7 protein-coding genes and 1 tRNA gene are annotated in these 14,543 nt (G+C 66.1%); 4 read left to right on the top strand and 4 right to left on the bottom strand.

The features are described from left to right. Positions 1-55 precede the first annotated feature (55 nt). Positions 56-277 carry a DUF3618 domain-containing protein gene (locus ACL02S_RS11615; protein ID WP_412802370.1) on the bottom strand — a complete coding sequence of 74 codons (222 nt, stop codon included), beginning with the start codon at positions 275-277 and terminating at the stop codon, positions 56-58. A gap of 164 nt (positions 278-441) precedes the next feature. Between ACL02S_RS11615 and bcp the strand changes: the two genes are divergently transcribed. Beyond that, a complete protein-coding gene (gene bcp, locus ACL02S_RS11620; RefSeq protein WP_412802371.1) occupies positions 442-915 on the top strand; it encodes a thioredoxin-dependent thiol peroxidase in 474 nt (157 codons plus the stop codon). A 69-nt stretch (positions 916-984) separates the two neighbouring features. On the opposite strand, the gene ACL02S_RS11625 is transcribed toward bcp, so the two are convergent. Then, positions 985-2,247 (bottom strand): hypothetical protein, encoded by a 1,263-nt coding sequence (locus ACL02S_RS11625; protein WP_412802372.1) that lies wholly within the window; start codon positions 2,245-2,247, stop codon positions 985-987. Between the two features lie 288 nt (positions 2,248-2,535). Between ACL02S_RS11625 and ACL02S_RS11630 the strand changes: the two genes are divergently transcribed. Continuing rightward, on the top strand, positions 2,536-3,156 hold the full coding sequence (locus ACL02S_RS11630) for a TetR/AcrR family transcriptional regulator (protein ID WP_412802481.1): 621 nt from the start codon (positions 2,536-2,538) through the stop codon (positions 3,154-3,156). Between the two features lie 37 nt (positions 3,157-3,193). Here ACL02S_RS11630 and acpS read toward each other — a convergent pair whose 3' ends face one another. Together acpS and ACL02S_RS11640 are read right to left on the bottom strand one after the other, a co-directional pair. Next, a complete protein-coding gene (acpS, locus tag ACL02S_RS11635; protein WP_412802373.1) occupies positions 3,194-3,631 on the bottom strand; it encodes a holo-ACP synthase AcpS in 438 nt (145 codons plus the stop codon). 76 nt (positions 3,632-3,707) lie between these two features. Further along, positions 3,708-13,028: a fatty acid synthase subunit beta domain-containing protein gene (locus ACL02S_RS11640; protein ID WP_412802374.1), complete on the bottom strand. Its 9,321-nt coding sequence runs from the start codon at positions 13,026-13,028 to the stop codon at positions 3,708-3,710. Positions 13,029-13,414: 386 nt separating this feature from the next. On the opposite strand from ACL02S_RS11640, the gene ACL02S_RS11645 reads away from it, so the two are divergent. Then, positions 13,415-13,496: transfer RNA gene (locus ACL02S_RS11645), tRNA-Leu, on the top strand. A 231-nt stretch (positions 13,497-13,727) separates the two neighbouring features. Next, positions 13,728-14,411 carry a hypothetical protein gene (locus ACL02S_RS11650; protein WP_412802375.1) on the top strand — a complete coding sequence of 228 codons (684 nt, stop codon included), beginning with the start codon at positions 13,728-13,730 and terminating at the stop codon, positions 14,409-14,411. The last annotated feature ends 132 nt before the right edge of the window (positions 14,412-14,543 follow it).

Consider the following 14,543-nt stretch of genomic DNA (forward strand, 5'->3'; position numbering starts at 1 on the left):
ACGGGAAACAGTGACCCCCGGTAGGCATCGCCTACCGGGGGTCACTGTTTCGCGCTCAGCGGAAGAGCTTGAACAGCACCAGCCCGACGCACAGGGCCGCGCCGCCGATCAGGCTGTATTTCACCTTGGGGTCGTTCAACTTCGCGACCACGATCTGCTTGGTGTCGTCCGCGATCCGATGTGGATCCGTGCGTACCGCGAGCTCGTCGAGTGTGCTCGCCAGCCGAGTGCGAGCAGCCTCGATATCCCGCTCGATCCGCTCGGTATCCCTTGCCACGTTCCAGCCTCCTGTTGTCGATTGCCGCGCCTGGGCCCACTGATCACGTATGCTAAGCCGTTTTCGGAGCGCCAGGGTGCGCGAATGAGTCTATCCACCCCACCCTGAGGTATACAGCCCGCGCGGCCGTCTCCCGATCCGCGCAGTCGGTTACCGTGCTGAAGATGACCACCAACCATCGACTCGCCCCCGGCGATATCGCTCCGGAGTTCACCCTGCCCGATGCCGACGGAAAAAGTATCTCGCTCGCCGACTATCGCGGCCGTAAGGTGATCGTGTATTTCTACCCCGCCGCGAGCACCCCCGGATGCACCAAACAAGCCTGCGATTTCCGCGACAATCTGGCCGACCTCGGCGAGGCAGGCATCGATGTTCTCGGTATCTCGCCGGACAAACCGACGAAGCTGGCCGCGTTCCGTGACGCCGAGAAACTGACCTTCCCGCTGTTATCCGATCCGGATCGAACCGTACTCACAGCATGGGGTGCCTACGGCGAGAAAACCATGTACGGCAAGACAGTCGTCGGCGTTATCCGTTCTACCTTTCTGGTAGACGAACAGGGACGGATCGAGGTGGCGCAGTACAACGTCAGAGCCACCGGCCACGTCGCCAAGCTGCGTCGCGATCTCGCGGTGTAGGACGCACAGCGAAAAGCCCGGCGACACAGAAGTGCTGGGCGCTGCGCGGCACCACCCCCGCGACAGCGCTCAGATCTGCAGCATCTGCTGAACAGCCCACTGCGCCATCAACCGGAGGTGCTCGTCCCACCAGTCCGCGGCCTCCGGGGTGAAAGCTGCGGGCGGTGGGGCTTCACCAGGGAAGAGCAGCGCGCCATTGGGTGGGCCCAGCTTGGGGTTGGAAGGTATCCCGGTCCCCGGTACCCGCGGCGCCGGGGCATCCGCCGTCTCCTCGTCCGCGGTTCCCGCCGGCACCAGCCGCAGCGGCCCTCTGCCCGGGAAAGCGCCTGAACGTTCCCCGGAACGCTGCGCTCCGGTCGAGGCATACCCCATGACCGGACCGAGCGAACCCGTGACCGGACCGAGCGGGCCAGGGACCTGACCGTCCGCCGCGCTGCGCCGGCCAGGGCCGGAACCGCCGGAAACGGCACCCGCCTCGACCGCCTCGACACTATCGGCCCCGGCTTCGACCGCGACCACACTCGGCGCCGGACGCGAGGGGGTTTTCAGCAGATAGGTTCCGCCTGCGACCACCCCGCCTGCCAGCACACCTGCCGCTGTGAACAACGCCACCCCACCACGCACCCGATGCGGCTCGGCGACCGGTTCAGCATAGGTCTCCGTTTCCATACGCGCGTTCGCCGCGGCGCCTGCCGCGGCCGCGAAGGCGGACAGCCTGCACGGAAACACCGGCGCTCCGAACCCCTCGACCGCGGCCTGTACATCGGGCTCCCCGGCCTCCGAACCGATCACCGTCACCGCGTCCGGCCGCGTCTCGGCCGCATCCAGTTGATCCCACGCCGCGGTCACCGTCGCGCCGAGAGACTGCCACGTCGCGCCCGCGGCCTGCCCCACCGCCGCGAGCACCCGGCGGCGGCCGCGGTCGACCAAGGTGAATGCCTGGTATCCCCGAACCACCTCACAGATCAGCAGATTGTCGAAGGTATCGAGCCAGGTCATCATGCCCGCCGCGCTCAGATGAGCCGACTTCGCCGAGACCATCGAAGCGGTGTGCCACGGACCCGCCGCCAGCCGGGTCACGATGGCGCGTCGCTGCGCGGCATCCCGGTACGCGACCGCAACACCACCGATCTCCCGATCCGAACCGAGTTGAGCGGCCAGCGCGTCCAGCGCGGTCTCCACTGCCACCGCCGCATCCGCCGGACTGTCCCCGGCAGGTTCCATCCACCGGTACCGCACCCGCTCGGCCAGCTTCTCGCCGTCGGCGAGCGCGACCGCGTGCACGGTACCGCGTTCGGTGGAAACGCCGAGAGTCACCAAAGATTCAGCCACCACTGATCACGCCTTCCCTCTGCGCATCGACCGGCTCACCGGCTCATCGAAAGCCGCATATTTCCCCTGAGCGGAATACATGTCGAGATAAACGCATGCTCGATATGTGTTCTATACCACAGCCCATGTGGATAGGTGGGAAATCGAGGCCGCTGGGCTCGAAAAGCCGATGCGGTTAACGCGCACGTATCCCAGCGGTAGCCTAGGTGGGTGGAAGTAAGCGCAGAGGCCAGGTCGAAACGTCGTCCGGACCCTGCGTTGGAGCTGCAGGACGACCCGCAAGAACTCATGCCGCGCCGCAGGCCGACGCAGGAACGCAGCAAACGCAAGTTCGACGCCTTACTGCAAGCATCGAGGGAACTGCTCGTCGAGGTGGGGTTCGAATCGTTCACCTGCGAAGAGGTGGCAGCAAGGGCTGAGGTGCCGATCGGCACGCTGTACCAGTTCTTCGCCAATAAGTACGTCATCGTCTGTGAGCTGAATCGCCAAGATCTGGTTGCCGTTTCCCAGGAGCTGGCCGACTTCCACGGCGAGATCCCCTCCCTGGACTGGCTACGGCATATGAATCAGTTCGTCGATCACCTGGCCAATCTCTGGATGACCGACCCATCCCGGCGTGAGGTCTGGCTCGCCATGCAGTCCACTCCCTCCACCAGGACAACCGGCGTGATCCACGAGAAACAGTTCGCCGAAGTGGTATCGCAGATGCTGCGGCCGCTCACTCCGCGCACCCCGCGGCCACGACGCACCATGATGGCCGAAGTGCTGGTGCATGTGGTCTATTCGATGCTGAACTTCTCGGTGCAGAACGGGCAGAGCAACGCCGAAGCGGTCGCCGAGCTCAAACGATTGATGGTGGCCTATCTGCTGGTCGCGGAGAAAGAGTCGCGTTCCGGCAACCAGGGATAATGCGCGGTGGTCCGGGTTACCGGAACCACCGCGCACCTCAGCCCGAGCTATCCCGGCCTTCGATGAGATCGGCCAGCTCACCAGGGTCTTCGAGCACCACCATCGCGGCCGCGGTATCGCCATCGTGGGTCAGCGACAGGTGCACCCGCACCCGGGGCAGGAATTCGGCGGCGAGACCGTGCAATTTGATACTCGGCCTGCCCCATGCGTCGTTGACCACCTCGATCAGTGGATAGGGGTTGTCCCCGATCTGCGGACTACGGGCGAACCGTGACGACGCCCATGCTTTGAGCACTGCTTCCTTCGCCGCCCACCGCGCAGCGTAACTGCGCGCCGGGTCGGTCCCTTTGCTCTGGCAGTAGCGACGCTCACCTGGGGTGAAACTCTCTCGGAGCATGGTGGTTCCGACGCGATCGAGCTGTTCGGCGAACTCGGAGACCGTCACCAAGTCCAAGCCGATACCGAGAATGGTCATAGGCGGGCAGCCTACGACGTACTCGCCGCACCGGGGCGCGAACCCGGCGTGGCGAGTCGCCTCACCGCGTTTACGGTCACTCGCATCCGAGTCCGCTCACCCGATAGGTACCGTCCCCGGCCAGGCGTGCTTCCGGCGACAGCAACATATCGGCCTCCAGCTGCCGAATCCGTTCGGCCGGTGTGCCTTCCCCACCGAGCCTGCGATCCGCGGGCCGCTCGTACAGCGGTGCGCCGCCACACATCGCTTCGGCGATCCGCTGCCTGCCCGACAGCTGCCGCTCTTGCGCCCGGCGCTGGTACTGCTCACGCCGCCCCGGTTCGATGGCCTGGATGAACGCCTCCGCGTGCACCACAGCGAGCAAGCCGGACACATGCCCGAAGCCGAGCGAGGTCACCAATCCCGCCTTGAGCGGCAACCGGTCACCGAAGCGCAGCGGCTCACGCACCCACACCAGGTGCGGGTACTCACGCAGCTTGTCGTCCACGCAATCCAGACTCCGATTCGGAGGAACCACACCGCTGTCGAGCACCTGGCACAACCCGATCAACTGGAAAGCCGCCGCACCGCCCTTGGCATGGCCGGTCAGACTCTTCTGCGAGACAACGAACAGTGGGGCGCCATCGGACCGCCCTATCGCGGTAGCCAACCGCTCGTGCAGCTCCGATTCATTCGGATCATTGGCCGCGGTCGAGGTGTCGTGCTTGGAGATCACCGCGATATCGTCGGGCCGCACCCCGAGCTTACGCAGCTCGGTGGCCAACCTCGCCTCGGACCCGCCCCGGCCCGCGCCGAGAGCACCGAGGCCTGGCGCCGGGATCGAGGTGTGCACACCATCGGCGAACGACTGGGCGTAGGCCAGGACACCGAGCACCGGCAAGCCCAGCTCTACCGCGATATCGCCACGGGCGAGCAATACGGTGCCACCGCCCTGTGATTCCACGAACCCACCGCGGCGCCGGTCATTGGCCCTGGAGAAGTACCGGTCGCTGATGCCTTTGGCACTCATGGCCGCCGAGTCCGCGGTGGCGGACATATCGCCGAAGCCGACGATGCCTTCGATACCGAGATCGTCGTAACCGCCCGCGACCACCAGCTCGGCCTTGCCGAGCCGGATCTTGTCGACACCCTCCTCCACCGACACCGCCGCGGTCGCGCAGGCCGCTACCGGATGCACCATCGCGCCATAGCTGCCGATATAGGACTGCACCACATGCGCCAGCGCCACATTCGGCAGTGCTTCTTGCAGAATGTCGTTCGGCCGCGGTTCGCCGAGCAGATTGTCGACATAGAGCGAACGCATCGAGGACATACCACCCATACCTGTGCCCTGAGTATTGGCAACCAGGGAAGGATGCACCCAGCTCATCAGTTCGGCGGGGCTGAGTCCGGAGCTGATGAACGCGTCCACCGTGCACACGATGTTCCACAACGCGACCCGGTCCACCGAGGCAGCCATATCGGCCGAGATCCCCCAGGTCGTCGGGTCCCAGCCGGTCGGGATCTGACCACCGACGGTGCGGGAGAGCTTGGCCCGGCGCGGTACGCGGATCTCGGTGCCCGCCTTGCGCGTTACGGTCCAATCACCGGAGTCGGCGACCGGCGTGATCACCGTGTGTTCCGGAGCGGCGGCGTGGAAGGCACGGGCCTCGGCCTCGCCGCCAACGGTGAACGACAGATCCCGGTCGAGGAAGACCGAGGTCATCAGGGGGGAAGAGTTGTCGATCATGGCGCCGTCGTCGGCATAGCGGCGCACACCACAGCGGGCGACCACGGCGTCGTGGTAGCGCTCGGCCAGTTCGTGTTCGGGCACATAATCGCCGGATTCGACGTCGTACCAGCCCGGTTTCGGATCGTTCTCCCAGGTGACCATGCCGGTGGTCCAGGCGAGTTCCAGCACACCCGCCGCCGACAGCTCGTCGGATACCTCCATCTCGAAGCGAGTACGCGCCGAACCGTACGGCCCGAGTTCACCCGCGCCGACGATGACCACCATATCGGTGAGATCCGCGGTCACCTCGCCCCATTCGGGCACCGGCCGCGCCGAGGTCATGGCGGGTGGTGCGGGCAGCGCCGCGATCGTCTTCTCCGGATCCGCCGCGCTCTCCGGCTCTGCCGCCGCGGCGGCCTGCTCGGCCAACGCGGGCAGATCCAGTTTCGCCCCGGCGAGCCCGCCGGTCAGGTCGATCTGCTGTGGTCCGGCCGCAGTCATGTACCGAGCCCGGTCCGTACACCATTTGAGCAGTTCATCGGCCATCTCGGTGGTGGACCACGTGTGCACACCCGCCTGCTCGACCGCCGCGACCATCGGATCGTTGTGACCCATAAGGCCGGTGCCACGCACCCAGCCGATCAGCGCGTGGACCAGGGTGACCCGGCTCGGCCACGACTTCTCCGCCCGCCACTTGGCGACCACCGCGTCCAACGCCGCCTTCGACTCGCCATAGGCACCGTCCCCGCCGAACATGCCGCGGTTGGGCGAGCCTGGCAGCACCACATGCAGTTTCGCGTCCACATCGTGATCTGCGCCCAGTGCGGACAGACCGCCGATCAGCCGTTCGACCGACCAGAGCAGCACCCGCATCTCCAGCTCCGCGCGAGCGCCAGCGTCCGCGAGATCACCGGCCACTCGCGGTGCCGCGAACGGCAACAACAGTGTCGGGGTCATCGCGTTCTTCACCACGACCTTCGCGCCGCCCAGCTGGTCGACCTGTTCGGTGCCGACCCAGTCGATCAGCGCGTCGACATCCTGGTAAGAGGCCATGTTCGCGGGCACGATCCACAAGGCCGCGCCATGCATGGCATGGTCCCGGTACAGCGTCCGGTAGAAACCGAGCCGATCGTCGTTCAACGACGAGGTGGTGACCACCACTGTGGCGCCGCCGCGCAGCAGCTTACCCGCCACCGCCGCGGCGATCGATCCTTTACTCGCACCGGTGATCACCGCGACTTCGGCGGACCACTCCCCTGACTCGGCCACACTCAGCGCCGCTTCGGCAATACGTTGGTAGTGCCCGGCGAGCATCGAGCGTGCCTCGTGCATCGCCCGCTGCCGCCACCAGTTCGCTTGTGCGGCAACAGCCTCACCCGCACCGAGGAATCCATCGACCGGCTCCTCCGTGCGGTCGGTGTCATCGGCGAGCCAGAGCCGGGCCAGATCCTCACGGGCCGTAGCCCACCGGTCGTCCAGCAGCACCGCCTTGCGCGCGTCGAATGCCGGCGCGACCAAACGAGGCCAGTCCGAACCCAATTCGGCCGAAACCAGATCGACCAGTGCGTCGTCGGTCGCTTCCGGCGCGGAAACCTGCTCGGCCAGACCGAGTTGCTCCAGTACGACCCGCGCGGTGGTGGCCAGCACACCATCGGGGCCGGTGATCTGATCGGTGAATTCACCGAGGGCAGCCGCGTCGACGGTAGCCCCTGCCCCACCGGCGGCCGTAGGCAGCGCCACGGTGATACCGCGGCGCGCCGCGACGGCCTGCACAGCGGCATCGATGGCCGTATCGACCGAGGCGGCATCACTCAGCGCACCGGGGACCAGCCCGCCGAGTTCGCCACCGCGCACACTCGCGCCTTCCCTGGTGCCGAGCGAGACCTCGGCGGTGACGTGGCTGACCCACCCGTCACCGAGTTCCCAGACTTTACGCACCCGCTCAGCGATGGCGGCCGGGCGCTTACCGCTCGGGCCGAACGCTTTGCGCAGATGATCACCGATGGCGTCGGTGAGTACCGAACCGAACGGGCGATAGGTGCGGGCCAATCGCTCCACTGTCACCGACAGCGCCCCCATATCGGCATCGGCCGCACCGTCGATCGCGCCGAGGGAGAGTTCGGCACCGAGGTCGACGAGCAGCTGATTACGCCGGGAAGATACGCCGTCGCACAGCCCTTCGATGGTGTCCACCGGACCGATCTGGTCCAGCCGCAGCTTGGTCCACAGCGCGATCAGCACGCGGGTGGCATCAGCAGCGGTGAACGCGATGTCGTCCGGACGTGGGCCCGCCGAACTCGGCGCGGGCGCCGCGCTCACCACGGGGGCGGCAACCGTGGGTGCGGCGGACTCTGCCGCTGCCTGCTCTTCGAGCGGCTCTTCGACGGGAGCCGGATCGGTATCGGTCGAGAACACGATCGCCGCCTCGCGTTCGATGTTGAGCACCTCGACCGTTGCGCCGCTGAAATCGGGCAGCTTCAACGTCTGACTTGCCAGATTGGCCACCGTCGGCGTCGCGCTGAGACCGATCTCGACGAATCGCTCGACTCCGAGGCCGCCGTGCGCGGTATCGGTGAACAGCAGATCCTGGGTCTCGATCCACCGCACCGGACTGGCGAACTGCCAAGCGAGCAACTCGATCAACACCACGCGGCACAGCTCGGCCTCCCTGGCCGCCCAGCTGTCGAAATCGGCCAGCACCATGGCCAGCGGCTCGGAGGGCACCAGATCCGCGATCTCCTGGATGAACGCCCGATCCAGCGAGAACGGCTTGGGCACCAGGTTCGGGATATAACGGCCGACCAGGATCTCCGGATGCAGGTCAGCGGGCAACAACTGCTCGAGCTTATGCCGGAACTCCGGCACTCCCGCGCGCAGCACGGTGGAGTGGAACGGCACATCGATTCCGGGAACCATGATGAATGCCCGCTTGCCACCGAATTCCATCCGGCGCCGGTCGATCTCCTCCTCCAGCGCCGCCAAACCGGCCACGGTGCCCGCGATGGCGTACTGCGCGCCACGCAGGTTCAGATTGACCACCTCGAGGAATTCCCCCACCCGCTCCGCGACCTCGGCGACGAAACCGATCACCTGATCATCGGGCAGCCCGATCTGCGAAGGACGGATAGCAGCCATCCGATAGTCACTGCGACCCTGCGCATCTCGCGGCACCAGCTCGTGCATCGCCGAACCGCGCTGGAACACCACCTCCAGCACCGCCTCCAGCGGCAGCACCCCGGCGACGGCCGCGAGCGCGTTGTACTCGCCGACCGAGTGGCCCGCGAGCATCGCACCCTCGACGAATGCCCCGGATTCGCGCAGCTCCGCCACCTGGGCGACGCCAAGGGTCGCCATGGCGACCTGGGTGAACTGGGTCAGATGCAATACACCGTCCGGATGCCGATGCTCGACACCACGCGCCTTCAGATAGGTCGGGTTGTCGCGCACCACGGCGAGGATGGAGAAACCGAGCGCCGCACGGGTGTGCTTATCGGCACGCTCCCAAATCGCTTTGGCGGCCTTCGAACGGGCGCGGGCGTCCAACCCCATCCCCTTGCGCTGGATACCTTGGCCGGGGAACGCGTAGACCGTCTTCGGCGCCACAGTGCGACCGGTCGCGGTCATCACCAGCTCACCGTCGCTACGGCAGGAGACCTCGAGGATCTCACTGCCCGCGTCGATCGCGATACGTTCGACCCGCACATCGATCGGCGAGCCGGGGCGGACCATACCGAGGAACCTGGTGGTCCACGCGGTCAGTGTCCGTGCGGGAGCCGAGCCCGCCGAATCGACCGCCGATACGACATGCTGCGCGGCAGCCGACAGCCACATACCGTGCACGATCGGGCTGCCGAGTCCGGCAAGCTTCGCGGCGGAATCACTGGTGTGGATCGGATTGTGGTCGCCGGAGACCGCGGCGAAGGCATGCATGGTCCGCGGCGCCGTGATACCGACATCACGCTGCCGCCTGCGCGGGGTATCGGTGGCCGTATCGGACACCATGCCCGCCGCGCGTGGCGGATCGGTGAGTTCGCCCGTGCCGTTGCGTCCTCGGATCGCGAACCGCTCGGTGAGCTCGGCGAGCACCGGCATGGACATCCCGGTCTCCGGCTTGTCCAGCATGGCGGTGATCCGCACCCGCACCTCGACAACCCGGCCGAGGTCGGTATCGAGACTCTGCCCCGCCTCCGCGCGTACCGCCAGCACGCTTGTATCGGCGGGCAGATCCGCGAGCAGCCGGATCTGATGATCGAGATGCACCAAATCGAGCATGCCCTCGATAACGCTGCCGCCCGCCGCGGTGCGCGCGGCGCCGAGCACCGCGAACACGGCGGGCCAGCAGGCGCCGACCAGCACATCGGGCACGATCCGGCCGAGAGTGCTCAGCGTGGCGGGCAACCCGGAACCGGTGACACCGGCGTGATCGGCGATGAGATCCGGTGTCCAAGCCAGGTTCACGTGTGCGACCGTGCCCTTGACCTCGGGCAACGCCTGCCCGGCCGCGACGGCGAGCAGTGCGGCCATCGCCGCGTCGGCATCGGCTTCGGTGATCACCGGGGCGCCGCCGGTGCAGACGGACGTAGGTACGGTGATCCGGATCCGCACCACATTGCTCGCCACCAACGGAACCGTCAGTTCCAGGTAGGAGTGCTCCGGTTCGGGTCCGGTGGTCTCGACGAGGGTCGCCCCGCTCGGGGGATGCACCGCGGCCTGCCCCTCCACAACCCACTCCGCCAGATCACCGAGCCGGTGTACCGGATTGATGGTGGTGCGCCCGGCCCACTGGACATCCGGCGCGGCCAGCACGGCGTCGATCGGACCGGTGGCGATACCCGCGATGCGCCGAGCGTCCGCCGGAGCCGGTACCGCGCCCGCACGCAGCAGCGAGTCCGCGGTGTCCTGCTCGAAGCGGTCGAGCAACTCACCGACCGGTTCATCGACCCTGGTGATCCCAGCGACCGAAACCGTACCGGGGATAACGCACACCTGATCGGCCGAATAACGCGGATCATGTGCCTGCCACAGTGAATCCGAACGCCACCAACGCCGCACATCACCGTCGACGACCGGCACGAAATTCACCGGCTTGCCCGGGGTCTTGCACAGCGAGACGAAGAACGAGACATCGGCCGGATGCAGCAGCACCTGCCGCATGGCCGGATAGCGATCCTGCAGACCGCACAGCGCGGCGACCGGGTTCTCGAAGTCCGCATCGTCGGCGAACAGCGTGGGAATCTCACCACGGTCGGCCGGATGCAGCCGAGATTCGGTGCGGCGCACCATCTCCGCGAAACGATCACGCCAAGTGATGTCGAGCCACACCGAGCGGGCGGCATCGACGATGGCATCGCCGAGATCGCTGCCGCAATCGAAATCCTTGCGCCGATCCAGGCCGACCGCCAGTTCGACGTAACGCTCCAGCCAGTCCTGGTAGGTCATCGCCGCCAGATCACCGAAGTACGGTTTAGCGGTCGCGTTCAGCGCCGCGATGATCTCGCCCCGGCGCGCGGCAACCGCGTCGGCGTCTCCGGCGACCTCGTCGAGCAGCCGGCCGGTGCGGGAAGCGGCGTTATCGATCTCGTGGATATCGGCGCCCAATTGGCTACGGCCCGAAGCCATCCCGCCGGAGGCAGTGCCCGCGCCAACCCATTCGGGCGTGCCCGGGGTGTCCACAAGCAGTTGCTTGACCTCCGGCGCGGTCGTGGCCTCCAGAGTCGCCATGGCCGCAGTGCCGACCAGCACACCATCCAGCGGCATCATCGGATAGCCGTGCTGCACCGCCCATTCCCCGGTGAGGTACAGCGTCGCGCGGTCGGGAGTCCCGATACCGCCACCCGCGCACACCACCACGTTCGGGCGGTTGCGCAGCTCGGCGTAGGTGGCAAGCAGCAGATCGTCCAGGTCTTCCCAAGAATGATGACCACCGGCCCTGCCGCCTTCGATATGCATGATCACCGGGTAGTCCGGAACCTCGTCGGCGATCCGCATTACGGCGCGGATCTGAGCGACGGTGCCCGGTTTGAACGCGACGTGCGCGATACCGACCTCGGTGAGTTCCTCGATCAGCGCCACGGCTTCCGCCAACTCCGGGATACCCGCCGTCACCACGACACCATCGAACGGCGCGCCCGCCGTACGGGCCCGCTGCACCAAGCGCTTACCGCCCAGCTGCAACTTCCACAGATAGGGATCGAGGAACAGCGAATTGAACTGCACCGCCCGCCCCGGATGCAGCAGCTGTTTCAGCTCGTCCACCCGGTCGGTGAAAATCTGCTCGGTCACCTGACCGCCGCCTGCCAGCTCCGCCCAGTGCCCCGCATTGGCCGCGGCGGCAACGATCTGCGCGTCAACCGTAGTCGGGGTCATCCCCGCGAGCAGAATCGGCGACCGACCGGTCAGCTTCGTGAAAGCGGTCTCGACCACGACACGTCCGGTAGGCAGCCGGACCGGCCGCGGCGCGAACGCCGACCACGCAATCGCCTGCTCCGGCGCCGCACCCGGCGTGAGCAGGCTGCGCTGCCCAGCCCGGGTCGAAGCAGCGACCATACCGATCCCGGTGCCTTTCAACGCACCCGCGGTGACACGCGACAACAGATCACCCGGCCCGAGATCGAGCACCCACTGCGCACCGGCCGCGACCACCCCCTCTACGGTGTCGACCCAGTCGACCGGATCCACCAGAATCCGCTGCGCCATACTGCCGGCCAGCTCGGCATCAAGGCCACACTGAGCAGCCCAGCCGGACACCAGATCGACGGTATCGGCCAACGCGGGGTGATGGAACGCCACATCGACAGCCACATCCTCGAACACCGGAGCGAATATCGAGCCACCCCGGATCTTCGCGTCCCGTTCCCGCGACTGTTCGTCCTGGATCTGCGCACACCGCTGCCGCACCCGCTCCAATCGCGCAGTCGGACCCGACAACACCACCCGCCTGCGGCCATTGCGAATCGAGACCACCACGGTCGCAGCCGGATCCACACCAGCGCACACCTCGGCCACCACAGCGCGCAGCCGCGCTGGATCGACATTCGACACCGCGACCATCGGCGAGCGCTCCCCCACCGACATCAGCCCACACCGCCGCGCCACCATACTCGCTGCCGCGCCGACCAATTGGGCAATCGCCAGCAGCTCCGCATCACGCGCGCCACCAGCCTCGATCGCCGCCGTCGCCAGCACACCCTGCGAATGCCCGATGATCGCGACCGGGGCATGCTCGCCCACATCCAGACCTTGCAGTCGCAATGCCCTGGCAGCCGCCACCTGAGCCAACATCACACCAGGCATGGACACCGCAGCCGAACGCAACACCTGCTCGGACGGCGCCGCCGAAACCTCACCCGCCTCAGCATCGGCGAGCTCGTTCTCCAGCAGCCAGCCGATCGGATCGAAACCGGAAGGACGCACCACCAGCAATTGCTCAGCGACCGGCTCCAGCGACGCCGCCGCCGCATTGACCAGTGCGGTCAATTCCGGTTCCAGCGCGCTATCGCGGCAGATCTCCTCCAGCTCGCTCAACCACTGCGCACCCTGCCCACCGAAGGCGAGCGCATACGGCACGCCGCCGAGCAGACGATCCAACAGCGGCGACCGCGCCTCGTCCGACGCGGCTTTCCGCGCGGACGCAACCACCTTCGAGCCGTGCCCGGCTCCAACCCTGGTGCTTTCGTTGATCGTCAAGACTCTTCGACTTCCTTCTCCGTGCGACATGCCTTGGCGACACGCCGGTCCCTACCAATACGCGGGTGATCGCGGATGATCGGCCTGATACGGGCGAGGATGACACAAAATCATGAGGAAATCCTCACGTTTGCCCCCCAACGAAGCTGCTACCGGCGAGTATTCAGGTACGACCGAACCAAAACGGTGCGAAACATGACTCTTCCTCATGTTCGAACCCGCTGGTCCATCCGGTTACCAACACGTACGAAACATGAGCTCCCCTCATGTTGGCAGTTTCCAAATTGTTATAAGCCCAGGTGAGGTTACTGGTGGGTACGCCACGCCTACCCAATGCTTCGCTATGACCGAAACGCCCGGTAGAGTTTGGACGGTCGTACCATCGAGCGCGAGTGGCGAAATTGGCAGACGCGCCAGATTTAGGTTCTGGTGTCCACGGACGTAGGGGTTCAAGTCCCCTCTCGCGCACAGCTCAGCGGCAGGTCCGCGGGGTATCGATTCCACTCGGTACCGAACCGCTCCGAGGCCGGCAGTCACCGGTATGTCCGCCCCACCCGGTCACACGGCCCGATGTACAACGCATCGAGAGGTTCGTCAGCCCGCACCAGTACCAGGTGGGGCGAATAGTGCGATATCACCCAAAACGTTGCCGGCGCTGTCGGTGAGCACCAGGCCCCCGCTTAGCCCAGCTTCAAAGACTTGACTTCCCCTGCCGAGAACGGTGAACTCGGCCTGTCCCTGGCGAATTCGATCATCGCATCACCGGGGACAGGCCAGATTCCTACTCGACTACAAGCGCAAGGAACGAGCGTGCCGGTCTCCGACCCCCAGCAAGTGACAGTCGACAGCGTGATCTTCGGAAACATCCGGATCACCAGGACAGACAGCAGTGTCTCGACACGACTGGAGTCCGATGAATCGACCGTGGTCACCATCGAGAGAATCGGCCCTCGGACACGGAAGAACGTGCCCATCGGAACCCGGGACCCAAAGTTCCTCACCGCGCGTGTGAACGACCTCGAGATCACCGTGATCCCCGGCAGTGGAAGGATTCTGAAGAGAAGCTACCGCATACTGGTGGAAATCGAGGACAGAATCATCAGTTTCCGACCCGACAGCATCGACACCTGCACGTTCGTCAATGGGAAACCACACGAAATCGAGAAGCAGTACGGCGATTTCACCGCCCGACCCGATGGATCTGTCGGAGTTCTCTGGGCAACGCCGGAGATGATCCCGATCGTGAACACGATGTCCGTCCCACCTGAGCCGACTGTGGAAGACACGCTCATCGGCTATGCGCTCGCTGGGGCATTCGGTACCGGAGCACTATCCCTGACCACGATCGTCATGGGTATGGTCGCGGCTGTCTTTCCTGGCTGAGCCGAGATGAGTGTGACTCTTCCGAGGCGAGCCGTCTTCCAGCCCGGTTGACAACCAGGAGGAAACCCGAACTGCACAGCCTTGATGCCAGTACCGCGCCCGGGAACCTTTACCCTGCTGTGGTCGACACGC

Source organism: Nocardia spongicola (assembly GCF_047200775.1).
GTDB lineage: Bacteria > Actinomycetota > Actinomycetes > Mycobacteriales > Mycobacteriaceae > Nocardia.